29 protein-coding genes are annotated in these 26779 nt (G+C 67.6%); 12 read left to right on the top strand and 17 right to left on the bottom strand.

Features of this window, described 5'->3' with window-relative positions; all coding sequences use genetic code 11:
* Positions 1 to 34 precede the first annotated feature (34 nt).
* Positions 35 to 913 (bottom strand): aldo/keto reductase family oxidoreductase, encoded by an 879-nt coding sequence (locus tag Q0Q48_RS24820; protein ID WP_295144156.1) that lies wholly within the window; start codon positions 911 to 913, stop codon positions 35 to 37.
* Positions 914 to 1007: 94 nt separating this feature from the next.
* On the opposite strand from Q0Q48_RS24820, the gene Q0Q48_RS24815 reads away from it, so the two are divergent.
* Together Q0Q48_RS24815 and Q0Q48_RS24810 are read left to right on the top strand one after the other, a co-directional pair.
* Positions 1008 to 1904 (top strand): LysR family transcriptional regulator, encoded by an 897-nt coding sequence (locus tag Q0Q48_RS24815; protein ID WP_295144155.1) that lies wholly within the window; start codon positions 1008 to 1010, stop codon positions 1902 to 1904.
* A 173-nt stretch (positions 1905 to 2077) separates the two neighbouring features.
* Positions 2078 to 3604, top strand: coding sequence for a GMC oxidoreductase (locus tag Q0Q48_RS24810; RefSeq protein WP_295144154.1), 1527 nt, complete (start codon positions 2078 to 2080; stop codon positions 3602 to 3604).
* Here the strand turns inward: Q0Q48_RS24810 and Q0Q48_RS24805 are convergent.
* Genes Q0Q48_RS24805 through Q0Q48_RS24790 form a run of 4 tightly spaced genes read right to left on the bottom strand, consistent with a single transcriptional unit; the run spans position 3601 to position 5634 of the window.
* The gene (locus Q0Q48_RS24805; RefSeq protein WP_295144153.1) at positions 3601 to 3966 is read right to left on the bottom strand and encodes a hypothetical protein; all 366 of its coding nucleotides are present in this window, start codon (positions 3964 to 3966) and stop codon (positions 3601 to 3603) included. The two genes, Q0Q48_RS24810 and Q0Q48_RS24805, sit on opposite strands and share 4 nt — an antisense overlap.
* Positions 3967 to 3983: 17 nt before the next feature.
* Positions 3984 to 4610, bottom strand: coding sequence for a glutathione S-transferase family protein (locus Q0Q48_RS24800; protein ID WP_295144152.1), 627 nt, complete (start codon positions 4608 to 4610; stop codon positions 3984 to 3986).
* A gap of 16 nt (positions 4611 to 4626) precedes the next feature.
* Complete coding sequence (locus Q0Q48_RS24795) at positions 4627 to 5022, bottom strand: VOC family protein (protein WP_295144151.1); 396 nt, start codon at positions 5020 to 5022, stop codon at positions 4627 to 4629.
* Positions 5023 to 5025: 3 nt separating this feature from the next.
* Positions 5026 to 5634, bottom strand: a complete 609-nt coding sequence (locus Q0Q48_RS24790; protein ID WP_295144150.1) for a ribonuclease HII — start codon at positions 5632 to 5634, stop codon at positions 5026 to 5028.
* Positions 5635 to 5665: 31 nt separating this feature from the next.
* Between Q0Q48_RS24790 and Q0Q48_RS24785 the strand changes: the two genes are divergently transcribed.
* Positions 5666 to 6208 carry a nucleotidyltransferase family protein gene (locus Q0Q48_RS24785; protein ID WP_295144149.1) on the top strand — a complete coding sequence of 181 codons (543 nt, stop codon included), beginning with the start codon at positions 5666 to 5668 and terminating at the stop codon, positions 6206 to 6208.
* A gap of 12 nt (positions 6209 to 6220) precedes the next feature.
* Entirely contained in the window at positions 6221 to 7135 is a 915-nt protein-coding gene (locus Q0Q48_RS24780; protein WP_295144148.1) for an AEC family transporter, read from the top strand.
* A 166-nt stretch (positions 7136 to 7301) separates the two neighbouring features.
* Here the strand turns inward: Q0Q48_RS24780 and Q0Q48_RS24775 are convergent, their stop codons facing one another.
* Both Q0Q48_RS24775 and Q0Q48_RS24770 read right to left on the bottom strand, forming a co-directional pair.
* Positions 7302 to 7931, bottom strand: coding sequence for a glutathione S-transferase family protein (locus Q0Q48_RS24775; RefSeq protein ID WP_295144147.1), 630 nt, complete (start codon positions 7929 to 7931; stop codon positions 7302 to 7304).
* 12 nt (positions 7932 to 7943) lie between these two features.
* The gene (locus Q0Q48_RS24770; RefSeq protein WP_295144146.1) at positions 7944 to 9077 is read right to left on the bottom strand and encodes a PA0069 family radical SAM protein; all 1134 of its coding nucleotides are present in this window, start codon (positions 9075 to 9077) and stop codon (positions 7944 to 7946) included.
* Between the two features lie 91 nt (positions 9078 to 9168).
* Here Q0Q48_RS24770 and Q0Q48_RS24765 point away from each other — a divergent pair, with 91 nt between their 5' ends.
* A complete protein-coding gene (locus tag Q0Q48_RS24765) occupies positions 9169 to 9636 on the top strand; it encodes a GNAT family N-acetyltransferase (protein ID WP_295144145.1) in 468 nt (155 codons plus the stop codon).
* Here Q0Q48_RS24765 and Q0Q48_RS24760 read toward each other — a convergent pair.
* A complete protein-coding gene (locus Q0Q48_RS24760; RefSeq protein WP_295144141.1) occupies positions 9631 to 10617 on the bottom strand; it encodes an aminoglycoside phosphotransferase family protein in 987 nt (328 codons plus the stop codon). The genes Q0Q48_RS24765 and Q0Q48_RS24760 overlap by 6 nt on opposite strands.
* 128 nt (positions 10618 to 10745) lie before the next feature.
* Positions 10746 to 11294, bottom strand: a complete 549-nt coding sequence (gene moaB, locus Q0Q48_RS24755) for a molybdenum cofactor biosynthesis protein B (protein ID WP_295144138.1) — start codon at positions 11292 to 11294, stop codon at positions 10746 to 10748.
* Between the two features lie 230 nt (positions 11295 to 11524).
* On the opposite strand from moaB, the gene Q0Q48_RS24750 reads away from it, so the two are divergent.
* The gene (locus tag Q0Q48_RS24750) at positions 11525 to 11998 is read left to right on the top strand and encodes a cupin domain-containing protein (RefSeq protein ID WP_295144135.1); all 474 of its coding nucleotides are present in this window, start codon (positions 11525 to 11527) and stop codon (positions 11996 to 11998) included.
* An 83-nt stretch (positions 11999 to 12081) separates the two neighbouring features.
* On the opposite strand, the gene Q0Q48_RS24745 is transcribed toward Q0Q48_RS24750, so the two are convergent.
* From Q0Q48_RS24745 to Q0Q48_RS24720, 6 genes are all read right to left on the bottom strand, one after another.
* On the bottom strand, positions 12082 to 13569 hold the full coding sequence (locus Q0Q48_RS24745) for a tripartite tricarboxylate transporter permease (protein WP_295144133.1): 1488 nt from the start codon (positions 13567 to 13569) through the stop codon (positions 12082 to 12084).
* 10 nt (positions 13570 to 13579) lie between these two features.
* On the bottom strand, positions 13580 to 14068 hold the full coding sequence (locus tag Q0Q48_RS24740) for a tripartite tricarboxylate transporter TctB family protein (RefSeq protein WP_295144239.1): 489 nt from the start codon (positions 14066 to 14068) through the stop codon (positions 13580 to 13582).
* On the bottom strand, positions 14068 to 15036 hold the full coding sequence (locus tag Q0Q48_RS24735; RefSeq protein WP_295144130.1) for a tripartite tricarboxylate transporter substrate binding protein: 969 nt from the start codon (positions 15034 to 15036) through the stop codon (positions 14068 to 14070). The genes Q0Q48_RS24740 and Q0Q48_RS24735 overlap by 1 nt, the downstream gene beginning before the upstream one ends.
* 84 nt (positions 15037 to 15120) lie before the next feature.
* A complete protein-coding gene (locus Q0Q48_RS24730; RefSeq protein ID WP_295144128.1) occupies positions 15121 to 15744 on the bottom strand; it encodes a cysteine dioxygenase in 624 nt (207 codons plus the stop codon).
* Positions 15741 to 16904, bottom strand: a complete 1164-nt coding sequence (locus Q0Q48_RS24725; protein ID WP_295144126.1) for a CoA transferase — start codon at positions 16902 to 16904, stop codon at positions 15741 to 15743. The genes Q0Q48_RS24730 and Q0Q48_RS24725 overlap by 4 nt, the downstream gene beginning before the upstream one ends.
* 2 nt (positions 16905 to 16906) lie before the next feature.
* Positions 16907 to 18763: a transglycosylase SLT domain-containing protein gene (locus tag Q0Q48_RS24720; protein WP_295144124.1), complete on the bottom strand. Its 1857-nt coding sequence runs from the start codon at positions 18761 to 18763 to the stop codon at positions 16907 to 16909.
* Between the two features lie 74 nt (positions 18764 to 18837).
* On the opposite strand from Q0Q48_RS24720, the gene Q0Q48_RS24715 reads away from it, so the two are divergent.
* The 6 genes from Q0Q48_RS24715 to Q0Q48_RS24690 all read left to right on the top strand — a co-directional run bounded on the left by Q0Q48_RS24715 (position 18838) and on the right by Q0Q48_RS24690 (position 23661).
* Complete coding sequence (locus Q0Q48_RS24715; RefSeq protein WP_295144122.1) at positions 18838 to 21027, top strand: rhodanese-like domain-containing protein; 2190 nt, start codon at positions 18838 to 18840, stop codon at positions 21025 to 21027.
* A gap of 153 nt (positions 21028 to 21180) precedes the next feature.
* Positions 21181 to 21525, top strand: a complete 345-nt coding sequence (locus tag Q0Q48_RS24710; RefSeq protein ID WP_295144120.1) for an AtpZ/AtpI family protein — start codon at positions 21181 to 21183, stop codon at positions 21523 to 21525.
* A 17-nt stretch (positions 21526 to 21542) separates the two neighbouring features.
* On the top strand, positions 21543 to 22271 hold the full coding sequence (locus Q0Q48_RS24705; protein WP_295144117.1) for a F0F1 ATP synthase subunit A: 729 nt from the start codon (positions 21543 to 21545) through the stop codon (positions 22269 to 22271).
* A 60-nt stretch (positions 22272 to 22331) separates the two neighbouring features.
* Positions 22332 to 22556, top strand: coding sequence for a F0F1 ATP synthase subunit C (locus tag Q0Q48_RS24700; protein WP_020698011.1), 225 nt, complete (start codon positions 22332 to 22334; stop codon positions 22554 to 22556).
* 8 nt (positions 22557 to 22564) lie between these two features.
* Positions 22565 to 23134: a hypothetical protein gene (locus Q0Q48_RS24695; protein WP_295144110.1), complete on the top strand. Its 570-nt coding sequence runs from the start codon at positions 22565 to 22567 to the stop codon at positions 23132 to 23134.
* 44 nt (positions 23135 to 23178) lie between these two features.
* Positions 23179 to 23661, top strand: a complete 483-nt coding sequence (locus Q0Q48_RS24690; protein WP_295144107.1) for a F0F1 ATP synthase subunit B — start codon at positions 23179 to 23181, stop codon at positions 23659 to 23661.
* A gap of 173 nt (positions 23662 to 23834) precedes the next feature.
* Here Q0Q48_RS24690 and gcvPB read toward each other — a convergent pair whose 3' ends face one another.
* Together gcvPB and gcvPA are read right to left on the bottom strand one after the other, a co-directional pair.
* Positions 23835 to 25433: an aminomethyl-transferring glycine dehydrogenase subunit GcvPB gene (gene gcvPB, locus Q0Q48_RS24685; protein WP_295144104.1), complete on the bottom strand. Its 1599-nt coding sequence runs from the start codon at positions 25431 to 25433 to the stop codon at positions 23835 to 23837.
* The coding region (gene gcvPA / locus Q0Q48_RS24680; protein WP_295144101.1) for an aminomethyl-transferring glycine dehydrogenase subunit GcvPA at positions 25433 to 26779 on the bottom strand (1347 nt) is incomplete at its 5' end. The genes gcvPA and gcvPB, both read right to left, overlap by 1 nt.

Raw genomic sequence — 26779 nt, 5'->3', positions numbered from 1 at the left:
CTATAGCTGGGACGGCCGCGGTCGCCGCCGTTCGTCACCCCTCGGCGGCGATGCCGATTGCGTCGAGTCGCCGGACCGCGGCGTCTGGAAGTTCGAGCGAGCCAGCCCGCAGATTCTCGTGCAGATGCGCGACGGAAGAAGTGCCGGGGATCAGGAGGATGTTGGGCGCGCGACGCAGCAGCCAGGCGAGCGCCACCTGCTTCGGCGTCGCCGCCAGTTCCCCCGCCACGTCCGACAGGATCGAGGACTGCAGCGGCGTGAAGCCGCCCAGCGGGAAGAAGGGCACGTAGGCGATGCCCAGCGTCGCGAGCTCGTCGATCAGGGCATCGTCGGCGCGATGGACGACGTTGTAGTGATTTTGCACGCAGACGATCTCGGCGATGCCGCGCGCCTCGGCGACCTGCGCCGCGGTGGCGTTGCTGACGCCGAGATGGCGGATCAACCCCTGCCGCTGCAGCTCCGCCAGCGCGGTGAAAGGCGCCTCGATCGACCCTTCGGCCGGCCCGTGCTCGTTTCCCATGATCACCCGGAAATTGACGACGTCGAGCACCGGAACGCCGAGATTGCGCAGGTTGTCGTGGACCGCGCGCGTGAGATCGGCTGCGGTGAAGGCCGGGTTCCACGAGGCGTCGTCGCCGCGCACGGCGCCGACCTTGGTCACGATCACCAGCCCGTCCGGATAGGGATGCAGCGCCTCGCGTATGAGCTGGTTGGTGATGTGGGGACCGTAGAAGTCGCTGGTGTCGATGTGATCGACGCCGCAGGCCACCGCCTCGCGCAGCACGGCGAGTGCGGCCGCGCGATCCCGCGGCGGACCGAAGACTCCCGGCCCGGCGAGCTGCATCGCCCCATACCCCAGGCGATTTACGGATCGATTGCCGAGGCGGAAGGCGCCGGAGGGGGCTTGGGTCATGAGAACTCTCCTGTGGGGACCGCCGACATATGGACCTTGTCTCTCTGAGCGATAATCCTGCCCAATCGCAACGGCCTGTGCGAAATTACGCACAATGGCGATGGACGACCTGAACGATCTCTCCGCTTTCGCTTCCGTCGCCCAGGCCGGCGGATTCCGGGAGGCGGCACGGCTGGGCCGCGTGTCGGCGTCGAGTCTCAGCGAGGCCGTGCGGCGGGTGGAGGCCAGGCTCGGCGTGCGCCTGCTCAATCGGACGACGCGCAGCGTCGCCCCGACCGAAGCGGGCGCCCGACTCCTCGAGCGACTGACGCCGGCGCTGGGCGAAGTCGAGGCGGCGCTGGACGTCGTGAACAGCTTTCGCGACCGGCCGGTCGGAACGCTACGCCTCAACGTGCCGGGCGTGGCGGCGCGTCTGGTGCTGCCCCCGATCGTGGCACCGTTCCTGAAGGCCTACCCTGACATCCGCCTGGAGGTCGTCGTCGAGGACAGCTTCGTCGATGTGCTGACGGCCGGCTGCGACGCCGGGATCCGCTACGACGAACGGCTCGAGCAGGACATGATCGCAGTCCCGATCGGCCCGCACGTCCAGCGCTTCGCCACGGCCGCCTCCCCCGACTATATCGCCGCGCGCGGCCGGCCGCAGCATCCGCGCGATCTGCTGACGCACGCCTGCCTGCGCGGCCAGTTCGCCAGCGGCGCGTCGCCGCCCTGGGAATTCGAGCGCGATGGCGAAATAGTGAGGGTCGACCCCACCGGACCGCTGGTGGTGCGGATCGGCGCCGCGGCGGACCTCGCGGTCAGCGCCGGCATCGCCGGCCTCGGCATCGTCCACCTCTTCGAAGAATGGCTGCGCCCGCATCTCGACAGCGGTGCCCTCGAACCCGTGCTCATGCCCTGGTGGCAGAGCTTCCCGGGCCCCTTCCTCTACTATCCCGGCCGCCGCCACCTGCCCGCACCGCTGCGCGCCTTCGTCGATTTCATCAAGACTTGAACATAGGATTGCCGCGGCGCGGGGACTTTCTTGGGGGCGGGATGAACGGGACACGATCCCTTGTAGACAGTGACGGCAGGGGCGGACTGAAGCGCCGTGAAGCGCTTGGCGCGGCGATGGCCGGGGGCGTTGCACTTGCCGGTCTTTCGTCGCCGGCGAGGGCGGCCAGCGGCGTGCGTAGCCTGACGTCGTCCGAACAACTCCGCGCGACCTATGATCATGTGGTCGTGGGCGCGGGATCGGCGGGCTGCGTGCTGGCGCATCGACTCGCGCGGGCGGGGCGGCGCGTGCTGCTGATCGAAGCGGGCTTGCGCGCCGACCTGCCGGCCGTCACGGCCCCACCGGCTTGGCCCAGCCTCCAGGAGAGCGCGCTGGACTGGCGATACATGACGACGCCGCAGCCCGGGCTGGGCGGTCGCGCGATCACGTGTCCGCGCGGCAAGGCGGTGGGCGGATCGAGCATCATCAATGCGCTGGCCTACCAGCGCGGCCATGCGGCGGCCTACGACCGCTGGCCGGCGGGCTGGCGTCACGCCGACCTGCTGCCCTACTTCAGGCGCGCCGAGACCTTCTCGGGCGGCGCCAATGCCTGGCGCGGCGGCGACGGCCCCCTGCACGTCCTGTCGCTGGCCGACGTCACGGACCGCACGCCGGTCGCGGAGGCCTTCATGGCGGCGGCGCAGCAAGCGGGCTTCCCGGTGACGCCCGACCTCGGCGGCGAAGTCACGGTCGGCGTCGGCTGGAACCAGCTCAGCATCGAGGGCCACAGTCGCGACGATGCCGCGACGGCCTATCTCGACAGTCTCGAGAGCGGTCCCGCCGGGGCACCGGTCGACCTGCTCGCCGGCACCGAAGTGCTCGGCCTCGAAATCGAGCGCGGCCGGTGCATCGGCGTGCGCCTGGCCGGATGGGTCGTGCGGCCCGAGGGCGACGTGCTGCTCTGCGCCGGGGCTATCGATTCGCCACGCCTGCTGATGCTGTCGGGCATCGGCCCGGCCGACGAGCTGCGCGCACTGGGCATCGCGAGCGCCGCCGACCTGCCCGATGTCGGCCGCCATCTGGAGGATCACCCGCTGCTGGCCGGCGTGGCCTACCAGGCGCGCCGCCCGGTCCCGCCCTCGCACTACAATCACTGCGACTCGCTCCTCTACGTGCCGCACGCGACCGCCGGCCGGAGCCCCGACATCCTCGTCATGTGCCTGTCGGTGCCGTTCGTGCGCCCGACCGTCGGTCCTCTCGCCGCGCCAGCCTACGTCCTCGTGCCCTGCCACCTGCAGCCGCGCAGCCGCGGCAGCGTGAGGCTCGCCTCGAGCGATCCGCGGGCGGCGGCGATCATCGATCCGAACTACCTGGGCGACTCCGACGATCTCGCGGTGCTGGCGAAGGGCGTCGAGATCGCGCGCGAGATCGGCGCGGCGAAAGCCTTCGACGACTGGCGCGCGAAGGAGGTCTATCCCGGACCGGCCTGGACGACGGAAGCCGGCCGCACCGACTTCATCCGCCGGGCGACGGATTCGTTCCACCATCCCGTCGGCACTTGCCGCATCGGTGCCGTCGTCGACGAGGCCTTGCGCGTAAAAGGCGTCGCGGGATTGCGCGTCATCGACGCCTCGGTCCTGCCCGGCCTGCCCGCGGCGATGATCAACGCGGCCGTGACCGCAGTCGCCGAGAAGGCGAGCGACCTGGTGCTGGCGGGCTAGGCGCGACTGCGCCGCAACAGCAGCGCCACGATCACCCCGCCCAGCACCGAGGCGAGGACCATCAGCGCGAAGAAGCCCACGGCGCCCCAGATCGCAACGGTCATCGCCTTGTGGCCGGCTTCATCGACCTTCCGGTCGACCATTGCCCGCAGTTCACCGACCTGCGCCGTCATCTCGTCCCGCAGCGCCTTGAGTTCCGGCCCCATCGCACGGGCCCTCTCCGCCGCGGACTCCTTGCTCTTCTCGATCGCTTCCCGTGGAGACGGCGGCGTCTGGACCTGCGCCTGCTGGGCGACGACCGACGATACGCTGGCTACCGTGAGGCCCAGTACGAGCATCAGTGACGTGACGAGTCTGGACATGACGCGACCTCCCTCTTTCAGGCAGTTTCCTCGGCGATCGCCTTCTTGACGCCCGGCCGCTCCGACATACGTCGGCGGTGATCGACCACGCGGGGGATGCGCGCCGGATCGACGCCGTCCTTCTCCAGCCACTGGGCGAGCGTGAAGAGATAGGGGTCGCAGATCGTGTACTGGTCGCCCATCACCCACGGGCCCTTCAGCATCTCGCGCTCGATCATCTCGAAGGCGCCGCCGACCGATTCCGGCACCTTGCGCTGCATGGCGGCGATCGCCGCCGCATCGTCGGCATCGACCCAGCGATGACCGCGCATGCGATGGGCGTGCGCCACGTGGAGGTGCGAACAGAGATAGGAATTGAACGACTGGATCTGCGCGAAGAAGAACGGATCGTCCATCGGCGCGAGCCGCGCCTTCGGGAAGCGCTGCGCGACATAGACCAGCATCGCCGGCGTCTCGGTGAGGATGCCCTCGTCGGTCACCAGCGCCGGCACGCGGCCCTTGGGATTGATCTTCAGGTATTCGGGCGACGTCTGCTGCGCCGTGGCGAAGTCGATGCGTACTGTCGAATAGTCGGCGCCGACCTCCTCCAGCACGATGTGCGTGGCGAGCGAGCAGGTACTGGCCGTGTAATAGAGCTTGAGCATGATGGGTCTCCTGCCGTCAGACTTCGGCGTAGATCTCGATGACGTTGCCTTCGGGGTCGCGGAAGAAGAGCGCGCGATGGCCCCAGGCCGGGATGTCGCGCGGCGGGCCCATGAGGTCGACGCCGGCGGCCGCCAACTCGGCCTGGATCTCGTCGATCTCGGGCGGGGCGACCCTGAAGGCGAGTTGCACCGAGGCCGAGCCCGCAGGCGCACCCGACCCGTCCCGGAAGGCGCCGTCGAGACTGCGCGGCCGCAGGCAGAGCAGGCCCGACCCGACATGGAAGCTCACCCAGCGCGGCGTCTCGCGCTCGATCCGGAACTTCATCACGTCGAGATAGAACTGCCGCGCGCGGGCCATGTCCTCGCAGAGCAGGACCACGTAGTCGATGTTGCGGATCGAGCCGAGGCCCATGCCTCATACCAGCCGCGTGACGGGCGCGAAGCTGCGCCGGTGGTGTGGCGTGGGCCCCAGCAGCGACAGCGCTTCGAGATGCTGCTGGCTGCCATAGCCGCGATTGGTCTCCCAGCCATAGCCGGGATAGGTCCGCGCGAGCGCGTGCATGTAGCGGTCGCGCGTCACCTTGGCGAAGATCGAGGCGGCGGCGATCGAGTAGGAATGCGCATCGCCGCCGACGATGGTCTCGGCGCGGCATCCCAGTTGTGGCGGCACGCGGTTGCCGTCGATCAGTACGACCTCGGGCTGCTCGGTCAGCGCCTGCACGGCGCGGCGCATGGCGAGATATGTGGCCTGAAGGATGTTGACCCTGTCGATTTCCTCGACGCTGGCCTCGGCCACCGCGAACTGCACGACGCCCGAGGCGATCATGGCCTCATAGGCTTCTTCGCGCTGTTCGAGAGTGAGCTTCTTGGAATCGTCGATCATGCGCAGCAGCTTGCGTGCCGCCCGCGCGCGGTCGATCACGGCCGCCGCCGCATAGACGGGTCCAGCCAAAGGCCCGCGCCCGGCCTCGTCGACGCCGGCAACACGTCCTTCGCAACGCAGTTCGAATCGAAAGCTCGGCATTATCCCCATCGAGGCCGGCTAGACTGAGCCCATGTCCCTCGTCGCCCGCATCATCGCAGAAGACGCCATCGCGATGGAACAGCTTCGTGCGGTCCGCGAACTCGATCTGCCAGACTGGTGCATTGCCGCGGGATTCGTGCGCAATCGCGTCTGGGACCATCTGCACGGCATCGTGCCGGCGCGTCTGCCTGTGGATATCGACGTCATCTATTTCGACGCGGGCGACGTTTCGCGCGAGAGCGAGGCAGAATTCGAGAGACGGCTCGACGGGCTGCTCCCCGGCCAGCCCTGGCAGGTGCGCAACCAGGCGCGCATGCATGTCTGGAAGGAGCTGCCGCCGCATCGCGACACCGCGGACGCGATGATCCACTGGCTGGAGTCGGTGACAGGGATCGGCGTGCGCCTCGAAGCCTGCGACACGCTCACCGTCATCGCGCCGCTCGGCACCGACGATCTCCTGAACCTGCGCTGCCGTCCGACCCCGTACGGCCGCACGCGCCGTCATGAGTACGACGCCCGTGTCGAGGCCAAGCGCTGGCGCGAACTGTGGCCCAAGGTCGAGTTTCTCGATTAGACTCCCGCTCCGATGATCGCTGCTTTCCTGCCTCTGGCCGCCATCGCCTTCCTGGGCGCCCTGCTCCGACACTTCATTCCCGGCATGGAGCAGACGCGCCAGTCGATGAATAAGCTGGTGCTCTACGTCTTCCTGCCGGCGCTGGTGTTCCGCACGGTCATGGACGGCACGATCAGCCGCCTGTTCTTCGAAATCCCCGCTTTGGCCGCGATCGGCACGCTGTCCTGCCTCGTCGTGGGCTTCCTGGTGTTCCACTTCCTGCCGATCCCCGGCCCGACCAAGGGCGCGATGATGTTGGGCGCGGCGTTCGGCAACGTCACCTATCTCGGCCTGCCGGTGCTGCTGGGCGTCTTTCCCGGCCAGGCCGACCAGGTCTCCGAGGTCTCGGTCCTGTTCGAGGTCACCAAGTCCTCGCTCAACCTGACGATCGGGGCCATGATCGCCATCGCCTATGGCAGCCAGGAGCCGATCACCTTCCGCCGCACCGCGCTCGAGGCGCTGAAGCTGCCGCCGATCTGGGCGCTCGTCGTCGCGGTCCTGTGGAAGCTCTCGGGCATTCCCTGCCCGGCGATGGTCATGGATGCGGCGTCGATCCTCGCCGTGGCGGTGAGCGGCATCATGATGCTGTCGCTCGGTATGGCGCTGCGCTTCTCGGCCACGAAGCTGATGGCGCTCGCACTTCCGGTCGCCGCCATCAAGCTCGCCTTCGCGCCGCTGGTGGTCTCCAGCGCCGTGGGCCCGTTTGGACTGACGGGCGTCTATGCCAATGCCGCCATCCTCGAAGCGGCAATGCCCAGCCAGCTCCTGTCCTTCATCATCGCCGGCAAGTTCAAGCTCGACGAGGAGACGCTGGCCTTCGTCATCATGGTCGACACGGTGCTGGCCTTCGTGACCCTGCCGCTCGTGCGGACGCTGCTCCTGTCGTGACGACCTGAATCATTGGAGCGCGCAACTCCAGTTGCGCTCAAGCTCTGTCGACAGGCAAGACATGAGCGCAACTGGAGTTGCGCGCTCCGTTGAGGCTGCTTGCCAACTCGGCCTGAACGCTTCTCGCCTGGAAAAGCTTCATCTGCCGTGCGTCGCGCCTGCCTCGTCAGCTCGACGGGGCCAGGGAGGCCATGATCTTCGCCCCCTGTTCCTGTGCCCGCAGCGCTGCCGGCCGTCCGACATGGCGCTCGGCATACTCCTCGAACACCGGCCGCTTCTCGATGCCGCCGAACATCATGCCCCAGTGCAGGAACGACGCCATGTAGAGATCGGCCGCGGTGAAGTGGTCGGCGGCAATGGTCGGGCGCTCCGCAACCGCCTGGGCCACGGTCTCAAGGGTGCGGTCATAGGAGCCGTAGCCGAACATCACCTGCAGCTTGGTGTCGGGACTCCAGCCGGCGGCCTTGTTGGCCAGGGCCGGCTCGCCGCAACCGGCGACGAAGAACAGCCAGCGATAGTAGGCGCCACGCTCGGCAGGCGGCGGCGCGAGCTTCGCCTCGGGAAAGAGGTCGGCGAGATAGCAGAGGATGGCGGCGCTCTCCGTGACGACCGTCTTGCCGTGGCGCAGCGCCGGCACCTTGCCCATCGGATTGATGGCGAGATACTCGGGCGACTTCATGTCGGGCCCGAATTGCTTCACCTCGAGCCGGTAGGGACAGCCGATCTCCTCCAGCATCCAGTGGATCATCGCTCCGCGCGACTGCGGATGGGTAAACAGGATCAGTTCGTCGGCCATGGTTCCACTCCTCTAGAACAATCTCATCTGCCTTGCGTCGCGCCGGGCATCGACCAATGCCGTGCGGGCGGCGGCGGGCACGGCGAAGCGCATCGTATCGAGGCGGTAGCGGACCCTGTTGAGCTCGAGGCGCTTCACCGCCGCCGCGAACCGCTTGCTCAAAAGCTGCGCGATCGGACCCTCGCCCCTCATGCGCGTGCCGAACTCCGCCTTGTAGAGCTCACCGCCGCGGATCTGGCGGATCAGCGACAGGACTCGATCGGCGCGGTCGGGCCGGTTGGCGCGCAACCACTCCTCGAACAGCTCCTTGATCTCGAGCGGCAGGCGCAGGGCCGTGTAGCCCGCGCGCGTGGCGCCTGCTGCGGCGGCCGCATCGAGAATGGACTCCATCTCGTGATCGTTGAGGCCGGGGATCATCGGCGCCGTCATCACGCCCACCGGAATGCCGGCCGACGCCAGTTCGCGGATCGCGTCGAGCCTGCGATGCGGTGCCGAGGCGCGCGGCTCCATGGTGCGTGCGAGGTCGCGGTCGAGCGTGGTCACCGACAGGAACACTTCGGCCAGGTTGCGTTTGGCCATGTCGCCCAGGATGTCGATGTCGCGCGTGATCAGGTGGTTCTTGGTGACGATCCCGACAGGATTGTTGAAGTCGCTGAGCACGCGCAGGATCTGCCGCGTGATCTTGAGGTCGCGTTCGACCGGCTGGTAGGGATCGGTGTTGGTGCCCATCGCCACCACGTCGCAGCGATATTTCGGCGAGGCGAGCTCGGCGGTCAGAAGCGCCGCGGCTTCCGGCTTGAACAGGATCCTGGTCTCGAAATCGAGGCCGGGCGACAGGCCGAGATAGGCATGGGTCGGCCGCGCGAAGCAGTAGATGCAGCCATGCTCGCAGCCACGATAGGGATTGATCGAACGATCGAACGGCACGTCCGGCGAGCTGTTGCGCGCGATGATGGTGCGGGTGGCGTCCTTCGTCAGCGTGGTGCGCAGCGGCGGCAGCTCGTCCTCGATGTCCCAGCCGTCGTTGGTGCGGATGCGCTTCTCGTCGTCGTAGCGGCTCGACGCGTTGCTGAGCGCGCCCCGTCCGTTGTGCTGCGGCTCGGCGATCTGGTCGTCCGGATAGAGCGGCGGGATGGGCTCTTTCATGGGTCGACTCTTAGAACAAAAAGGGAACGAGTCAAGCCACTGTCTCTGGGGGTTCATTGTCTCCGGATAGGACCACCCCTAGAGAGGGACCATGATCGCCATCGAGTTACGCCCTGCCCGCCCCGAAGACACTGACTTCCTGCACAGCCTGTCGCCGCGCCTGTCCGGCGTGCCCGGCCCCGCCTGGCATGACCTGGCCGCCATGGAAGGCTTCCAGGACCGCTACATGAAGGCGACCTTTGCTGCCGTCGATCCCACCGCGCAGACGCTCGTCGCCTGGTCGGCCGACGGCCAGCGCCTCGGTTACATCCACATGCGCCCGTTCAAGGACGGGGTGACCGACGAGCCCTGCGGCTATGTCTCGCTGCTGGCGCTCAGCGAGGAGGCCGAGGGCCAGGGCATCGCTCACCTGATGATGCAGGCGGCCGAGACCTGGGCGCGCGCGCAGGGCTACCGCTTCCTGTGCCTCGACGTGTTCGCCGACAATCGCCGCGCCGTGGAATTCTACGAGCGCCGCGGCTTCCAGACCGAGACGCTGCGCATGGTGAAGCCGCTATAACCACTCGGCGCGGATCGCGCGGATCGTCTCGCGTTTGAACGAGAGCGCGATCCGCGAGCGCAGATGGTCCCTCATCGCAGGCGACAGGCCGGCGTCGCTCCATTGCGAGGGATCGGATGGATCGCGCGGCGCTTCCGTCTGAACTTTCCAGCGCGCCATGAACATCGTCGTGCGCAGCCAGGTGAGGCGGCGCATCGGCTGCAGCCACGGTTGCAGTTCAGCGGCGCGTATCTTGCCGATCCTCTTGAGATAGGACTCGTAGAAGCCTTCCACCTCGGCGAGGGAGAGAACCTTGCCGACATCGGGATGCCACACGGTCGACGTCGGCAAGGTCGCGTGCGCGAGGTCGATCGCCGGCGAGCCGACATGGACCTTTTCCAGATCGACAAACCAGGCGATGCCGGCGCGATCGACGATGAAGTTGCCGGGATGGGTGTCGGCCAGGGCGATCGACAGCGGCTGCGGGCGATCCACCAGCGTCTTCGCCATCGTGCGCATGAGTTCGAGCTCTTCGACGATCTCGGCGCGTGCGCCAGGGTCCGCGACGGCCTTATCGAGGAAACGTCGGACGCCCTCCTCCACGACATCGAGCGTCGTACGGAACGGATTGTTCTGATGCGGGATCCGGGCGCCCGCGCCGGGCAGCGGCAGCGAATGGAGGCGCGCCAGCGTGTCGGCCATCGCGTCGAGTTCGTCCGGCAGCCGCGGCGCCCGTCCCTCGATGAAATCGACGATCAGCGCACCGCCGGGCAGGCCGGGCCGCGGCTCGATCACCTCGTGAAGTCTCGGCGTGCGCCCGGCAGGTGCGAGGTGGCGAAAGGCTTCGGCCTGCTGATGCAGTCGCGCGCCCGCCGTCGGATCGTCCTCGTAGGCATAGGCGATGCGCGCGAGCCGCCCGTCCTTCAGACGAACATGTCCGTGCGCCGTTCCCGTCGCCGGCAGCGCCTCGCCCTCGCGAATCTCATCGAGCATATCAGCCATGACAGCCCTCACCCTGAGGAGGCCGCATAGCGGCCGTCTCGAAGGGTGGGAACGAGCACCGTATGTGTGGCCCATCCTTCGAGACGCGTGCCTGCGGCACGCTCCTCAGGATGAGGGAAATTGGAACCTCAGCCACTGCGTGGCAGCTTGCCTTCGTTGAGGCGCGGCATCAGCTCGGCGAAGTTGCAGGGACGGAAGCGGATGTCGAGCTGCTGGCGCAGGATGTCGTCCCAGCCGTCCTTGCAGGCGCCGGTCGAGCCCGGCAGCGCGAAGATGTAGGTCGCGTTGGCGACGCCCGCGGTGGCGCGGCTCTGCATGGTCGAGGTGCCGATCTTCTGGAAGCTGATCCAGCGGAAGGTCTCGCCGAAGCCTTCGATCTTCTTCTCGAACAGGGCTTCGAGCGCCTCCGGAGTCACGTCGCGACCGGTGACGCCGGTGCCGCCGGTCGAGATCACGACCTCGACGCGCGGATCGTCGATCCACTTCTGCACCTGGGCGCGGATCAGCGCGATGTCGTCGGTGACGATGGCGCGGTCGGCCAGGACATGGCCGTCGCGCGCGATGCGTTCGACCAGCGTGTCGCCCGACTTGTCGGTCTCGAGCGTGCGCGTGTCGGAAACCGTGAGAACGGCGATGTTCACCGGCTTGAAGGGCTTGGTTTCGTCGATGCGGGTCATGGCTTCACTATACCTCAGGGGTCGGCAATCTGGATGTTCGCGCGGCAGGCGCCGCCGGAGAAGGTCGCCGAAGGATTTTTCCTTTCAGGACCCGAAAGGCATCAGGACTTTCCATTGACTCTCCACGATGGGGATTTAGTCATCTCCCCTCTGGAAATCAGCCGCACAATCCTTTCATTGCTTCCGAAGCACCGCCCCACGGAAGCTGACATTCAAAGCTTGGAGACACAATGACCGGCCCCACCGACTGGAAGCATGACGGCGTGCGGGTCATTCCCGCCGGATCGCTCGACACCAACACCGCCCAGACCCCGGGCATGAACCGGGCCGCGGCCATCAATTTCGCCCGCGTCGGCGCCCAGAAGCTGTGGGCCGGCACGGTGACCATCCATGCCCACGCCAAGACCGGCGCCCATCATCACGGGCACCTGGAGAGCGTGATCTACGTCGTGAAGGGCCGCGCCCGCATGCGCTGGGGCGAGCAACTCCAGTTCGTCGCCGAGGCCGGCCCCGGCGACTTCATCTACGTGCCGCCCTACGTGCCGCACCAGGAGATCAACGCCTCGGACACCGAGCCGCTGGAATGCGTGCTGGTCCGCTCCGACAACGAGGCGGTCGCCATCAACATCGACATCACCCCGGCCGAGAAGGTCGAGGAAGTGTATTGGGTCGACCCGACACATCCTCATCCTCACAAGCATTAGCTTGTGAGGATGGGCGGGCGGCAGCGCATTCATATGCGCGAGAGCCCGCTCCGTGCAGAACAGACAAGAATTCGAAGGCGGCCCTAACCGGCCGCCTTCTTCTTCTTCTTCGGCCACAGTCCCGCCAGCAGCAGCAGGACCGCGACGATCGCAAAGCCCGTCGAGAGGGTGCTGTGGAAGAAGATCGTCGGATCGCCGTCGGAGATCGCCAGCGCCTGGCGCACCGAGCGCTCGAAGATCGGGCCCAGCACGTAGGCCAGGATGACGATGCCCAAGTCGAAGCCGTGGCGGCGCAGGCCGTAGCCGATGAACCCGAAGATCACGGCGATCACCACGTCGGCCGGATTGCCGTTCGACGAATAGACGCCGATCAGGCAGACCGCGAGGATCATCGGCGTGAGATAGGCGCGCGGGATGTCTAGGATGCGCACGAACAGGCCGATCAGCGGCAGGTTCAGGATCAGCAGCATCACGTTGCCGATATACATGCTGGCCACGACGCCCCAGAAGATCTCGGGCTGGCGCTCCAGTATGGTCGGGCCCGGCGTGACGCCGTGGATGATGAAGGCGCCGAGCAGCAGCGCCGTCACCGCGTTCGCGGGGATGCCCATGCAGAGCAGCGGCACGAAGGCGCCGGCGGTGCCGGCATTGTTGGCCGATTCCGGCCCGGCCAGTCCCTCGACGGCGCCCTTGCCGAATTCCTCGGGATGCTTCGAGAGCTTGCGCTCCATGCCGTAGGACAGGAACGAGGCCAGCACCGCGCCGCCGCCGGGCAGCAGTCCCACCAGGAAGCCCATAAACGTGCCACGCACGACGGGGCCCACCGACCGTCTCGCCTCCTCGCGCGAAGGCATGAAGCCCAGCAGGTGCGAGGGCGGCGGCAGGACCTTCATGTCGTCGGGCTTTTGGCGCGCCATGAACAGCACCTCGGAGAGACCAAACAGGCCGATCGCCAACGGCACGAGGTTCACGCCGTCGCCCAGCGCCAGGATGCCGAAGGTGAGACGCGGTGTCATGTTGAGCGGGTCGCTGCCGATCGTGCCGAGCAGCAGGCCAAAGGCCGCCATCAGCAGCGCCCGCGGCAGCGAGCCGCTCGACATGTAGGTGACCATGGTGAGGCCCGCGAGCATCAGCATGGCGTACTCGGCGGGCCCGAACTTGATGACCAGCTCGGCGAGCGGCGGCGACAGGAAGGAGATGCCGATGACGCCCACCGTGCCCGCGAAGAACGAGCCCAGTCCGGCGATGCCAAGGGCGGAGCCGGCGCGGCCCCTGCGCGCCATCTCATAGCCGTCGAGGCAGGTCACGACCGAGGAGGCCTCGCCCGGGATGCGCATCAGCACCGAGGTCACCGTGCCGCCATAGGCCACGCCGTAATAGATGCCCGAGAGCATGATGATGGCCGAGGTCACGTCCATCTTGAACGTGATCGGCAGCAGGATGGCGATGGTGGTGAGCGGCCCCAGTCCCGGCAGGATGCCTACGACGGTGCCGAGGAAGGCGCCGACGAAGCAGTAGAACAGGTTGTCGAGAGTCAGCGTGGTGGCGAAGCCACCCAGCAGCGCTTCCATGCTCCGGGCCTCAGCGAACGTAGGTGTAGAAGGTGCGCTCGATCGGCCCTTCCGGCAGATCGACGCGCAGCAGCCAGCCGAAGCAGACGAGGCCGACGACGGCACAGGCGATGCCGTAGCCGATCGCGGAGAACCACGAGCGGCGTTCGGCGAAGCGCATGATGACGACGGTCACCGCCACTGTCGTGACGACGAAGCCGGCATACATCGCGCCCAGCGCGAACACCGCGAAGGTGGCGATATAGATCGCGAAGGTGCGGTTCGACTCCCTCGTCGCCTCCACGTCGTCGGTGTCGCCGCCCTCGGTCTCGCCGGCCTGTCCCGGGAAGAACAGGACGACGAGGGCGAGCGCCACGCAGATGCCGGCCATGAGTTGCGGGAAGAAGCCGGGGCCGGGGCCGTCGAAGCCCCAGCTGTCCAGCTCCAGCGCCTTCCAGAGGCCGACCAGCGCCGCGGCCAGCAGGCCGAGCGTGGCGATCCGCGTGCCGCCGAGCTGCATCACGCCGGCTTCTTGGCCATGCCGGTTTCCTTGAGGATCGGGACGAGCTCGGTCTCGATCTTCTTCAGGAGCGCGCCGTACTCCTTGCCGTCGCGATAGATCGGCTGGATGCCGAGCTTGGCGATCTGGCTGGTCACCGATTCGTCCTTCATGACGTCGGCCAGCGCCTTGCTCATGCGCTCCTGGATGGCCGGATCGACGCCCTTGGGAAAGGCATAACCGAACGGCCCGTTGCTCACGGCATCGTAGCCGAGCTCGCGCAGCGTCTTCACGTCGGGATAGTCGGGCCAGCGCGCCTCGGCCGCGGACGCGAGGAAGCGCAGCTTGCCGGCCTCGATCTGCGGCCGCATCTCGGCGACTGTCTGGATGACCGCGTCGACATGTCCCCCGATCGCCGCCGTCACCGATTCGACTCCGCCCGGGAACACGACCCAGCGGAACTTCGCGCCGCTCAGCTTGGCGAGCTGGAACATCGCCACGACGTTGGTGACGTTGTTGGAGCTGTAGGTGAGCTGCTTCTGCTTGCCCTGGCTGACGAGATCCTCGATCGACTTGATCGGACCGTCGGCCCGCGCGCCGATGCCGTAGCGCAGCGCTGCGACCTGGCCGATGATGTCGAACGCCGTCCACGGATTGTAGGGGACGTTCATCATGTTCGGGATGGCAACGTGGCTCGAGATCGCCACCAGGCCGATCGTGTGGCCGTCCGGCGCCGACTGGGCGAGCGTCGTCGGTCCCAGCGCGCCCGCGCCACCCACCACGTTCTTCACGATGACGGTCGCGTTCAGCCGCTTCTCGAGCGCCTGCGCGATGATGCGCGCGGTGAGGTCGGTCGAGGCGCCCGGGGCATTGGGGTTGATCAGCGAGATCTCGCGGGCCGGCCACTTGGTGGACTGGGCGATGGCTGGCGCGGCGACCGAAACGGCCGCCAGCGCGGTTCCGCCCTTCAGCAAAGCTCTACGTTGCATCCTGTCTGCCTCCCCTTTTTGTGGGGCAGGACAGTGCTTGTGCAGCTGCCGGCCGGTCAAGACGGCCGTACCGGTACGCGAACCTCAGGAGGCGGCGCGGACCTCGGCCGAGCGATCCCAGATGTTGGGCTGCTCGCGGTTGGTGTAGCCCGACACGAAGAGGTTGGGCTGGCCCGTCTTCACGTCGAAGGTGTGACGACGCACCGCGCCGATGTTGCCGCCATACACGTGAATGCTGATCGACCCGCGGTCGTCGAGCGCGTTGGTGACCTGATGGATGTCGCCCTTCGGATTGCGCGGCGCCGGCACCAGCACCTCGACGTCGCCCGGTTCCAGCTTGGCGAGCTCGCCCGGCACCAGCACGCCGGTCTCGGGATCGCGCGTGAAGGCAAGCGAGGTCTCGGAGCCGCGCAGCATGCCGACCAGGCCCCACATCTCGTGGTCGTGCACTGGCGTGTTGGCCCTCGGCGCCCAGACGAAGCTCACGACGCAGAAGCGCTCGAACGGATCGCACCACAGGAGGTTCTGCGCATAACCGTGCGCCGGCACCCGGGCCGCCTGTTCGGGCAGCCAGTCGTCGTGCTTCACCAGCTCGCCCAGGAGCTTCGCGCCCACCTCGACGACGGCGTTCTCATCCTTGTCCTGCCAGGCACCGCCCGTGAGAGAAGTCATGTCGCCGATGAAGCGACGCAGGCGATCGATACTCATTTCGCGGCCTTTTGCTGGAAGGTGGTTCCGAAGACGTCCGCGGTGTCGGCGCCGAGCGCCGGCGGATCGCGTCGCTTCGAGATGTCGGTGGCGGAGATCCGGACCGGGCTGCCGAAAGTCTTCGTCTTCACCCCCGAGGGCAGTTCCATCTCCTCGACCCAGCCCATGTGCGCAACCTGCGGGTCGGCGAGGATCTGGCTGTAGGTATTGATGCGGCCCTGCGGGACGCCGGCCTTTTCGAAGGCCGCCAGCCAGTGATCGACACCCTGCCTGGCAAACTCGACTTCGAGCAGGTCCTTGAGCACCACCTGGTTGGCGGCGCGCGACTGGGTCGTGGCAAAACGCTCGTCTGCCAGCAGGTCGGGGCGGCCGACGACCTTGGTGACGGCTTCCCAAAGCTTGTTGTTGCCGGCGGCGATGACGAAGTGGCCGTCGGCCGCCTTGAAGGCCTGGTAGGGCGCGTTGCGCGGATGGGCCGAGCCCAGCTTCCTGGGGTCGCGCCCGGTGCCGAAGAATTCACTGGTCTGCAGCGCGGCCATGCCGAGGCTGCAGCCCAGCATCGAGGCGTCGATATGCGCGCCCGCCCCACCGCCCGCGACGCGGCGCAGGACCGACACCACGGTGAGTGCGGCATAGAGGCCGGTGCCGACGTCGGAAACAGGCACACCGCATTTCACCGGTGCGCCGTCGGGCTCGCCGGTGACGCTCATGATACCGCTCATCGCCTGCACCGTGACGTCGAAGCCGCCCTCGCCCGAGCGCGGACCGCTCTGTCCGAAGGCGGAGATCGAGCAGTAGACGAGGCCGGGCTTCTCGGCACGGAAGGATTCGTAGCCGAGGCCGAGACGGTCCATCACGCCCGGCCGGTTGTTCTCCAGCACGACGTCGGCCGACAGGATGAGCTGGCGTGCCGCCTGCTTCTGGGCCGGGTCCTTGAGATCGAGCACGACCGAACGCTTGTTGCGGTTGATCGAGGCGAAGTTCTCGCTGTAGCCCCCCTCGGAACCTTCTGTGATCGGCGGCCACTGCCGCATCATGTCGCCTTCCGGCGGTTCGACCTTGATCACCTCGGCGCCGAGATCGGCCAGCAGCATTCCACAATAGGGACCGGCCAGGACCTGGCAGAACTCGACGATGCGTACACCTGAAAGCGGCAACATGCTCAGCGGGTTCCATCCTGTGGGGTGTAGCGGGGCCAGTCGTGCGAAGCGATCTGGTCGAGCGACGGCGTCGGCTGTCCCAGGCGAACCTGATAGATCCAGTAGTTGGTCAGCACGCGCTGCACGAAGTCGCGCGTCTCGTGGAGCGGGATCAGCTGGATATAAAGAAGCGGATCCTGCGAGGCGTTCAGGGAATTGTCCCAGCGCATGACGTTGCCCGGCCCGCCATTGTAGCCGGCGGTGGTGCGCACGAGATTGCCGTCGGTCTCGCTCAGCAGCATCGAGATATAGGCCTGCCCGAGCGACATGTTGACCGACGGATCCCACGGATTGGCGCCCGCCGTCTCCGGCGCATAGCGCGCCGAAACGGCGCGGGCGGTCGCCGGCATGAGCTGCATCAGGCCCATGGCGCCGACCACGGAGCGCGCCTTGGGATTGAACGCCGACTCCTGCCGCATGAAGGCATAGACCAGCGCACGGTCGACGATCGCGCCGCTGGACGGCTGCCACGGCGGGATCGGGTACATGCCGCCGTCATAGCCCTTGATATTGTGCCGCTGGTCCCAGTTGGCGTTGCCGACCTTTACCGCCAGGGCCGGCAGTTCCGCCTTCAGCGCCAGCGCCATCACCGCCTCGACGTAGCGCGGATCGTTGTCGATCGACGCGGCAAACAGCTCGCGCTCCGCGGCCGTCGTGGCGCCGAGCTGCAGCAGCGCCAGCGCGCGCCTGGCCGCGCGGTCGTTGCGCAGCAGGTCGGCGCGGCGCCGGTCGAGTAGCGGCACCTCGAAGTCGGGCTGGATCTGCATGCCCAGCGCCTTCTGGGCGACGAGGCCATAGAAGGTGCTGCCGTGCAGCGCGGCCCGCTTCAGGTAGGGCGCATACTTCTGCGGGTTGCCGGCCAGCAGGTTGGCGCGGGCGGCCCAGAAAGAACCGGCCGACAGGGTCCAGGACGACGCCCGGTCCGGCGAGGCATCGGCCACCAGTTCGAAGCGCCGGGCCGCTTCCGCCATGTCGCCCCGGGTGAAGGCCGTCATGGCGGCGGTCCAGTTGGCGTCGGGCGGCATGCTGGCCTCGACCGGAACCTGCACGCCGCGCTGCGGATCGGCCTCGAGCTGGCGGGTGCGCAGGCGGCCGCGCCACAGCTCGACCTCCTGCGGCCCCAGGATCTCGGTCGATGACTTGCGATCGAGCAGGACGAAAGCGGCGTTGAAGCCGCCATCGTCGGCCATGCTCTGAAGACGCGAGCGCAACTCGGCCGCGCGGCCACCATCGGCGCCGTTCACGGTGCGGGCGGCCGCGAAGTTGGGCGAGCCCTGTGTGAAACCGACGAAGGTGGCGGGCGTCAGTTCCGCGCCGCCTGCCGGACGGCGCGCCAGCGCCAGACGGTAGATCGCGGGCGCGTCGGGATTGTCGTTGTAGTCCTGCAGCCAGGCGGCAAGCTGCTCGTAGCGGGCGGGATAATTCGGGCTGAGCAGGCGCTGGGCGCCGACATAGCCCATCAGGGTCTTGTCCGAGAGCTGCCGGATCTCGTCGTCGGCCTGGGCCCACGCCCCTGCCTGCTGCGCCTGGAAGATGCGCCGGTAGCGGTCGCGCGTTTCGTTGTCCAGAACGGTCGGCAGGTCGGCCACGACCGCGCGCTCGTCGAGTTCGACCACCGGCGGCGGCGGCACATAGACCGGGGCGCGCGCGACGGGGCGTGCGGACGGCCGGGCGGCGGGCCGCGTCACGGCGGCCTTGGTCGTCGCAGGCTTGGTCGCCTGCGTCTGCACGGGCTTCTTGGCGGTCTGCGCCGGGACCGGGCCCGAGACCGCCATCAGGGCGGCCGCTCCGATCAGGACGGCGGGAAGGGTTGTTCGCATGGCGCACCGTAGTTTGACTCTGGCTGGGGCGACAAGACCCGGTGCGGCTATACTGCAGGAAACGGAGGACCGGAATGAACCTGCATCAAGAGCGTGCCGCGGCCGTGCGGCGTCTGATCGACGAGGCCCGCGCCATCGAGAAGCAGGGCGTCAATTACGCCAATCTCGACAGGATCGGCGGGCTTCTGTCTTCGCTGGCCCGCCGCGCCGAGCTCTTTCCGCAGGCGGAATTCCCGCTGGGCGCCGACGGCGGGATCTACCGCCTCAGCGAGGATCCCGACCATCGCTTCGCGCTCTATGCTTCGGCCGGAGGCCCCGGCAAGAAGGTGCCGCCGCACAATCACACGACCTGGGCCATCATCGCCGGCGTCCACGGCGCCGAGCGCAACGTGGTCTACGACCGGCTGGACAACGGTGCCCAGGACGGTGTCGTGCAGCTGCGCGAGGCGCCCTCGAAGGAGAAGACGCTGAAGCGCGGCGACGTGATCGCTTTCCTGCCCGACGACTTCCACCACATCGAGACGCCGGTCGACTCGGGCAACGCGCTGCACCTTCATTTCTACGGCCTCAGCCTCGAGCATCTGCCCGGCCGGGTAACCGTGGACCTGAAGACCGGCACCGCCAAACGCTTCATGGCGAAGGCGAAGATCCTGACGCCGCTGCTCACCGTGCAGCAGGTCAAGGAGATGCTGAACACCGGCGAGGTCTTCGCGTTCTCCGACGTGCGCGAGGAAGGCGAGTTCTCGACCCAGGGCCATCCCCTGTTCGCCACGCCGCTCCCCCTCTCCCGCCTGGAGCCGCGGGCGCTCGCCCTGCTGCCCGATCCGAACACGCGCATCGTGCTGATGGACGACGGCGAAGAGGGCCAGGCCGGCCGCGCCAATCGGGCCGCCGCCAAGCTGTCGGGGCTGGGCTACACCAACCTCGCGGTCATGGCCGGCGGCCTGAAAGCCTGGCGCGACGCGGGTTTTGAAGTGTTCACCGGCGTCAACGTGCCCAGCAAGGCGTTCGGCGAGGTCGTCGAGCACGGCAACGACACGCCGCGCATCGACGCCGCGGACGTCCAGAAGCTGATCGACGCCAAGGCCGACATGGTGATCCTGGATTCGCGGCCGCTGCCGGAATTCACCAACATGTCGATCCCCGGCGGCATCGACTGCCCCGGCGCCGAGCTGGTCTATCGCGTGAAGGATTTCGTGACGCGCCCCGAGACGCTGGTCGTGGTCAATTGCGCCGGCCGCACCCGCTCGATCATCGGCGCGCAGTCGCTGATCAACGCCGGCCTGCCCAACAAAGTGATGGCGCTGAAGAACGGCACGATGGGCTGGCATCTGGCCGGCCTCAAGGTGGCGCGCGGCGAGACGAAGAGCTTCGGCCCTCAGGGACCGGAGGCAGCGAAGTTCGCGCAGGCCGCCGCCGCGAGCATCGCCGGGAAGATGGGGATCCGGAAAATCGACAAAGCCGGCCTCGCCGCCCTCGAGAAGAAGGGCGGGCCGCTCTACCGCCTCGACGTGCGCGATCCCGCCGAATATGCGCAGGGCCATCTCGCGGGCTTCCGCCATGCCGCCGGCGGCCAGCTCGTGCAGGCGACCGACCAGTATGTCGGCGCGCGCAACGCCACCATCGTGCTGCACGACAATGACGGCGTGCGGGCCACCATGACGGCGCACTGGCTGCTGCAGATGGGTTGGAAGGAGACCTACGTCCTCGACCACAAGCCGGCCGCCGGCGAGCTCACGACCGCGGCCGAGCCGCGCTATCCCGCCGGCTTCGCGGTGCCGAAGGCCGCCGCGGTGAACGCCGCGGACCTGCAGAAGTCACTGGCGACCACTCTGGTCGTCGATCTCGACACCAGCCTCAAGTATCGCGACGGCCATGTGCCGGGCGCCTGGTTCGCGGTGCGCGCAAATCTCGCAGGCACACTGCCGGAAATGCTGGCCAAGCAGACCGGCGCCACGCGGATCGTCATCTCGGCTCCGGATGCGGAGCTTGGCGCCCTGGCAGCGGCCGAGGTTGCCGATCTGGCTGGCGCGCTGCCGGTCTTCGTTTTGACAGGCGGCACCAGGGCGTGGCGGGAAGCCGGCCTCGAACTCGAGACCGGCCACGTCCGGATGGCCGACCCGCCGACCGACGTCTGGTACCGGCCCTACGACTTCAAAGAGGATGTCGAGGCGGCCATGCGGCAGTATCTGGACTGGGAGGTCGATCTCGTCCCGCAGGTCGAGCGCGACGGCGATGCCCGATTCTCGGTCCTGAAGCGCTGAAATCTGTGAAACTGCTGGGATTTCCGGCCTTGTCACATCGTCGCGCGCGCTTGACACAATTTGGCCCTGACAATAGGTTCCGGCGCGTTTTTCATCACGGCCGCATTCATTGGATGGGACCGTGGCGGAAAGCCCGGAGCGGAGCATCCGGTTATGGCTGAGGACGATCGGAAATCGACCCCTGACGAGCTGGATCGGCGCCTTAAAGGTGTCCGGCAGGCCTACCAGGCGGGAACGGGTCGGTCGTCGAGACCCGCAACGCGCGGCGCCGGAGGCGAAAAGCTGGGCGTCGGCATGCGGATCGCAGTCGAACTGGTGGCGGGCGTCGTTGCGGGGGCCTTTCTCGGCCTGATGGCTGATCAGTGGTTGGGTACGAAGCCCTGGCTGCTGATCGTGGGGTTCGTACTGGGGTGCTGTGCGGCGTTCTTGAACGTCTACCGGGTTGCGCAGGCTGAAGAGCGGCGCAGCAAGGCAGCCCAGGATGAAAAGAAGAGCTGATTTGGGGATAGAGTAACGTGGCCAGCCCGCTCGAGCAGTTTGCTATCCAGGACCTAACCGCCCCGATGTTCACCATCGGCGGCCATCACATCGCCGTCACCAACTCCGCCGTCTTCATGATGGGCGCCGTGGTCCTCTCGTCGGGACTGCTCCTGGCGGGTGCAGGCAAGGGCGCGATGATCCCGGGCCGCATCCAGGCGATGGCCGAACTCTTCTACGAGTTCATCGCCAACATGATCCGGGACAATGTCGGCAGCGCCGGCAAGAAGTTCTTCCCGTTCATCTTCTCTCTCTTCATCTTCACGCTGTTCGGCAACATCCTCGGGATGCTCCCCTACGGCTACACCTTCACGTCCCAGATCGCCGTCACCTTCTTCATGGCGATGGTGGTGTTCCTCGGCGTGACGCTGATCGGCCTGTTCAAGCACGGCCTGCACTTCTTCTCCCTGTTCTTCCCGCACGGCGCGCCGCTGTTCACCGCGCCGATCCTGATCCCGATCGAGCTGGTCTCCTATCTCAGCCGCCCGATCAGCCTGTCGGTCCGACTGTTCGCCAACATGACGGTCGGCCACGTGCTGCTGAAGGTCCTGGCGGGCTTCGTCATCGCGCTCGGCTTCTTCGGTGTCGTGCCGCTGGTGGTTCTGGTCGCGATCACGGCGCTGGAGCTGCTGGTCGCGCTGCTGCAGGCCTACATCTTCACGATCCTCTGCTGCATCTACCTGAACGACGCGCTGCATCTGCACTAGTCGCCGCGCCCGTACCCATCGATCCATCACGTCAAAGCCAAGAGAAAACAGGAGATAGAAATGGACGCTTCAGCCGCCAAGTTCATCGGTGCGGGCCTCGCTGCCATCGGCATGATCGGCGCCGGCATCGGCGTGGGCAACGTGTGGGCGAGCTACATCACGGCCCTGTCGCGCAACCCGGCCTCGAAGGCGGAAATCGGCGCCAACATCTGGATCGGCTTCGCCGTCACCGAGGCCATCGCGCTGTTCGCGCTGATCGTCGCGCTGATCGCCCTCTTCGCCTGAGTTCGATCGTGCCCGTTCAGGCACTCCGGACTTCGGTCGCCGCGGCAGCCCTGATCGGGCTGCCGTTTGCCGCGCAGGCGGCCGGCATGCCGCAGTTCGATCTCACGAAGTTCCCCACCCAGATCTTCTGGCTGGTGGTCTGCTTTGCCGTTCTTTACTTCCTCATGGCCAAGGCCGTCCTGCCGAAGATCGGCAAGACGATCGAAAGCCGCGAGCACAAGATCCAGGCGGACCTCGACGCGGCCCAGAAGGCCAACGATGCGGCCCGTGCCGCGGGTGTCGAGCAGGACAAGGCGCTCGCCGAAGCGCGCGGCCAGGCCTCCGGCCTGATCCGCGAGGCCTCGGAGGCCGCTGCGGCCCAGACCTCGGCCAAGTTGCACGAAGTCAGCGACCGGCTGGGTGCCGAGATCGTCGCCGCCGAAAAGCGGATCGGCGAGCAGCGCACGCAGACCCTCGCCGGCCTCGGCACCATGTCGACGGAAATCGCCACGGCGGTGCTGGGCAAGCTGGTGGGATCCTCCGATCCCGCGCAGGTCGCCCGTGCCGTCGATGAGGCAGCAAAGGCAGGCAAGCCATGATCGGTACCGCATGGGCAGCCGATGCTCACGGCCACAGTGGAGGCTTGTTCTCCGATCCGACGTTCTGGGTCGCCGTTGCCTTCTTCCTGTTCCTGGCGATTGCCGGCAAGCAGATCGTCAAGGGGCTGACCAAGCTCCTCGACGACCGCACCGCCCTCATCGCGCGCACGCTCGGCGAAGCCGAGAAGCTGCGCAACGAGGCGCAGAAGGCGCGTGACGATGCCCAGAAGAGCCTGGCCGACTCCGCCAGGCTCGCCCAGGAGATCGTGGCCCAGGCCAAGCAGGAGGCCGTGCGCCTCACGCAGCACGCGGCCGAGGAGCGCGAGGCGCTGATCGCCCGCCGCGAGCAGCAGGCCAAGGACCGCATCGCCCAGGCGGAGGCCCAGGCCTCGCGGGAAGTGCGCAACATGGCCGTCGACGTGGCGCTCGCCGCCACCCGCACCCTGCTCAAGGAGCAGGTCGGCGCCGGCCGCACGCAGGCGATGATCGACGACGCCATCGCCGAACTGCCGCGCCGTCTGCACTGACTTTTCGAAAATAGGGATCGCCCGCAAAAAACAAGAGCGGGCAACCTGGTGCCCCCGCCGCAAGGCGGGGGCTTTTTCTTGCCCAATCGGACCGTCGGTCCGATTGGGCAATCCTGAGCGCAGCGAAGGATCCTTCGGCCTACGGCCTCAGGATGACAGGCGCTTCGCGCCTGTCACTCCGCCGCCTGCTTCACCGGGTCGGTGCCCGGCGGATTGTTCGACGGCTTCCAGCGCAGGACCGGCTTGCGGGCCGCCAGCGTCTCGTCGAGACGGCGGCGCGGCGCGTAGAGCGGAGCGGCCTTGAAGTCGTCGGCCGCGGTGCCCGTCTTGGCCTTCGCCGTGAGCGAGCGCAGCGCGCCGATGAACTGGTCGAGGTCTTCCTTGGCCACGCTCTCGGTCGGTTCGATCAGCATCGCGCCATGCACCACCAGCGGGAAGTACATGGTCATCGGGTGATAGCCCTCGTCGATCATCGCCTTGGCGAAGTCGAGGGTGCTGACGCCCGTGTCCTTGAGGAAGCTGTCGTCGAACAGCGCCTCGTGCATGCACGGTCCTTCGAAGGCCGGGCTCATGACGTCCTTGAGCGCGGCCATCACGTAGTTGGCGTTGAGGACGGCGTCCTCGGCGACCTGCTTCAGCCCGTCGGCGCCGTGGCTCATGATGTAGGCCAGCGCCCGTGAGAACATGCCCATCTGGCCGTGGAAGGCCTTGAGTCGACCGAGCGGCAGGCCGTCGACTTTCGCGCCGTCCTCGGCGATCTGCCACGTGTCGCCATTCTTCACGATCCACGGATAGGGCGCGTAGGGCGCCAGCGCCGCCGACAGCACCACCGGACCGGCACCCGGACCGCCACCGCCATGCGGCGTCGAGAAGGTCTTGTGCAGGTTGATGTGCATGCAGTCGACGCCGAGATCGCCCGGCCGCACCCGGCCGACGATCGCGTTGAAGTTGGCGCCGTCGCAGTAGAAGTAGCCGCCCGCCTCGTGCACGGCCTTGGAGATCTCGACGATCTCGCTCTCGAACAGGCCGCAGGTGTTGGGGTTGGTCAGCATGATCGCCGCCACGTCGGGCCCCAGCGCCGCCTTGAGCGCCGCGAGGTCGACGCGGCCGCGGTCGTTGGCCGGGATCGGCTTCACGACGAAGCCCAGCGCCGCCGCCGTCGCGGGATTGGTGCCGTGCGCCGATTCGGGCGCCAGCACGGTCCGGCGCTGGGCGCGCTCGCCCTTGGCCTCGAGGGCCGCGGCGATCGCCATCATGCCGCACATCTCGCCATGCGCGCCGGCGGCCGGCGACATCGCCACGGCCGGCATGCCGGTGAGGGTCTTCAGCCAGTGCGCCAGGCTGTCGATCAGTTCCAGCGCGCCCTGCACGGTCGAGACCGGCTGCAGCGGGTGGAGATCGCCGATGCCCGGCAGGCGCGCGACCTTCTCGTTGATGCGGGGATTGTGCTTCATCGTGCACGAGCCCAGCGGATAGACGCCCATGTCGATGGCGTAGTTCTTCTGGCTGAGGCGCGTGTAGTGCTGCACCACCTGCGGCTCCGACAGGCCGGGCAGGCCGATCGCGCCCTTGCGGCGCACGCCGTTCAGCCGGTCTTTGACTTTCGGCGGCTCGGGCAGGTCGACGCCGCAGCGTCCGGCCTGGCCCATCTCGAAGATCAGCGGCTCCTCGATCTGGAGCGCGCGGTTGCCGGTGAAGGTGCCGTGCGAGTTGGCCGAGCCTGAGCCGATGCTCCCGGCGCGTCCCTGGCTTCGGTCGAGCGACTGTACCATCACAGCACCTCCTTCAGCGCGGCAACGAGCGGGTCCATGCCCGCCTCGGTCGCCGTTTCGGTCGCCGCCAGCAGCAGCAGGTTCGCGACCGAGGGATCGTTGGGAATCAGGCGCGACACCGGCAGGCCGCCCAGGATGCGCTTGGCCGCCAGCGCCTCGACGACCTCGGCCGCGGGCTTCGGCAGCTTCACGGTGAACTCGTTGAAGAAGCTGTCGTTCAGCACGGTCACACCGGGCACCGCCGCGAGCCTGTCGGCAAGCTGCGAAGCCTTGGCGTGATTGAGTTCGGCCAGCCGCGTGAAGCCCGCCTCGCCCAGCAGGGTGAGATGCACCGTGAAGGCCAGCGCGCAGAGGCCGGCATTGGTGCAGATGTTGGACGTCGCCTTCTCGCGGCGGATGTGCTGCTCGCGCGTCGACAGCGTCAGCACGAAGCCGCGCTTGCCGTCGGCATCGACGGTCTCGCCGACGAGGCGGCCCGGCATCTGGCGCATGTACTTGTCGCGGGTCGCGAACAGGCCGACGTAAGGACCGCCGAAACCCAGCCCGTTCCCGATCGACTGGCCCTCGCAGACCACGATGTCGGCACCCATCTCGCCCGGCGGCATCAGCAGGCCCAGCGACACGACTTCCGTCACGACGACGATCAGCAGCGCGCCGGCGGCGTGGCAGGCTTCCGCGAGCTTGGTGAAGTCGCGGATATGGCCGAAGAAGCTCGGGTTCTGCACGACGACGCAGGACGTGTCGCGATCCACCGCAGCGATCAGGTCTTCCAAGCCCTCGGCGTCAGTCTTCGAGAAGTTCGCCGTGAAGCCTTCCCACTTGGCCGTGGTCTCGATGATGCTGCGATACTGCGGATGGAGCCCGCCCGAGATCAGCGCCTTGTGGCGGCGCGTGATGCGGTTGGCCATCAGCACGGCTTCGGTCGTGCCGGTCGACCCGTCGTACATCGAGGCGTTCGCGACCTCCATGCCGGTGAGCAGGGTCACCTGCGTCTGGAACTCGAACAGGTACTGCAGGGTCCCTTGCGTGATCTCCGGCTGGTACGGCGTGTACGAGGTCAGGAACTCGCCGCGCTGGATCATGTAGTCGACGGTCGCCGGCACATGATGGCGGTAGGCGCCGGCGCCGATGAAGAACGGCGACGAGGCGGGCGACAGGTTCTTGGCCGCGAAGCCCTGGAAGGCGCGCTCGACCTCGAGTTCGCCCTGGTGATCGGGCAGGCCGCCGACCTTGGCCGCCAGCCGCGCCGATGCCGGCACGTCCCGGAACAGCTCGTCGACCGACTTGGCGCCGATCACGCTCAGCATCTCGCGGCGATCGGCGTCGGTGAGAGGGAGATAACGCAT

The organism is uncultured Reyranella sp. (assembly GCF_945957355.1).
Classification (GTDB): Bacteria; Pseudomonadota; Alphaproteobacteria; order Reyranellales; family Reyranellaceae; genus Reyranella.
Note: the sequence above shows the minus strand (reverse complement) of the source record. Positions and strands in the feature narration are given on the sequence as shown.

Excerpts from the sequence above, each read along its gene's own strand:
- Q0Q48_RS24715 (WP_295144122.1), top strand. The coding sequence starts at position 18,838 with ATGAACCTGCATCAAGAGCGTGCCGCGGCCGTGCGGCGTCTGATCGAC.
- gcvPB (WP_295144104.1), bottom strand. The coding sequence starts at position 25,433 with ATGGTACAGTCGCTCGACCGAAGCCAGGGACGCGCCGGGAGCATCGGC.
- Q0Q48_RS24725 (WP_295144126.1), bottom strand. The coding sequence starts at position 16,904 with ATGTTGCCGCTTTCAGGTGTACGCATCGTCGAGTTCTGCCAGGTCCTG.
- Q0Q48_RS24785 (WP_295144149.1), top strand. The coding sequence starts at position 5,666 with ATGTCCCTCGTCGCCCGCATCATCGCAGAAGACGCCATCGCGATGGAA.
- Q0Q48_RS24790 (WP_295144150.1), bottom strand. The coding sequence starts at position 5,634 with ATGCCGAGCTTTCGATTCGAACTGCGTTGCGAAGGACGTGTTGCCGGC.
- Q0Q48_RS24730 (WP_295144128.1), bottom strand. The coding sequence starts at position 15,744 with ATGAGTATCGATCGCCTGCGTCGCTTCATCGGCGACATGACTTCTCTC.
- Q0Q48_RS24780 (WP_295144148.1), top strand. The coding sequence starts at position 6,221 with ATGATCGCTGCTTTCCTGCCTCTGGCCGCCATCGCCTTCCTGGGCGCC.
- Q0Q48_RS24795 (WP_295144151.1), bottom strand. The coding sequence starts at position 5,022 with ATGGGCCTCGGCTCGATCCGCAACATCGACTACGTGGTCCTGCTCTGC.
- Q0Q48_RS24800 (WP_295144152.1), bottom strand. The coding sequence starts at position 4,610 with ATGCTCAAGCTCTATTACACGGCCAGTACCTGCTCGCTCGCCACGCAC.
- moaB (WP_295144138.1), bottom strand. The coding sequence starts at position 11,294 with ATGACCCGCATCGACGAAACCAAGCCCTTCAAGCCGGTGAACATCGCC.
- Q0Q48_RS24765 (WP_295144145.1), top strand. The coding sequence starts at position 9,169 with ATGATCGCCATCGAGTTACGCCCTGCCCGCCCCGAAGACACTGACTTC.
- Q0Q48_RS24770 (WP_295144146.1), bottom strand. The coding sequence starts at position 9,077 with ATGAAAGAGCCCATCCCGCCGCTCTATCCGGACGACCAGATCGCCGAG.
- Q0Q48_RS24735 (WP_295144130.1), bottom strand. The coding sequence starts at position 15,036 with ATGCAACGTAGAGCTTTGCTGAAGGGCGGAACCGCGCTGGCGGCCGTT.
- Q0Q48_RS24775 (WP_295144147.1), bottom strand. The coding sequence starts at position 7,931 with ATGGCCGACGAACTGATCCTGTTTACCCATCCGCAGTCGCGCGGAGCG.
- Q0Q48_RS24700 (WP_020698011.1), top strand. The coding sequence starts at position 22,332 with ATGGACGCTTCAGCCGCCAAGTTCATCGGTGCGGGCCTCGCTGCCATC.
- Q0Q48_RS24750 (WP_295144135.1), top strand. The coding sequence starts at position 11,525 with ATGACCGGCCCCACCGACTGGAAGCATGACGGCGTGCGGGTCATTCCC.
- Q0Q48_RS24720 (WP_295144124.1), bottom strand. The coding sequence starts at position 18,763 with ATGCGAACAACCCTTCCCGCCGTCCTGATCGGAGCGGCCGCCCTGATG.
- Q0Q48_RS24745 (WP_295144133.1), bottom strand. The coding sequence starts at position 13,569 with ATGGAAGCGCTGCTGGGTGGCTTCGCCACCACGCTGACTCTCGACAAC.
- Q0Q48_RS24815 (WP_295144155.1), top strand. The coding sequence starts at position 1,008 with ATGGCGATGGACGACCTGAACGATCTCTCCGCTTTCGCTTCCGTCGCC.
- Q0Q48_RS24740 (WP_295144239.1), bottom strand. The coding sequence starts at position 14,068 with ATGCAGCTCGGCGGCACGCGGATCGCCACGCTCGGCCTGCTGGCCGCG.
- Q0Q48_RS24805 (WP_295144153.1), bottom strand. The coding sequence starts at position 3,966 with ATGTCCAGACTCGTCACGTCACTGATGCTCGTACTGGGCCTCACGGTA.
- Q0Q48_RS24760 (WP_295144141.1), bottom strand. The coding sequence starts at position 10,617 with ATGGCTGATATGCTCGATGAGATTCGCGAGGGCGAGGCGCTGCCGGCG.
- Q0Q48_RS24820 (WP_295144156.1), bottom strand. The coding sequence starts at position 913 with ATGACCCAAGCCCCCTCCGGCGCCTTCCGCCTCGGCAATCGATCCGTA.
- Q0Q48_RS24710 (WP_295144120.1), top strand. The coding sequence starts at position 21,181 with ATGGCTGAGGACGATCGGAAATCGACCCCTGACGAGCTGGATCGGCGC.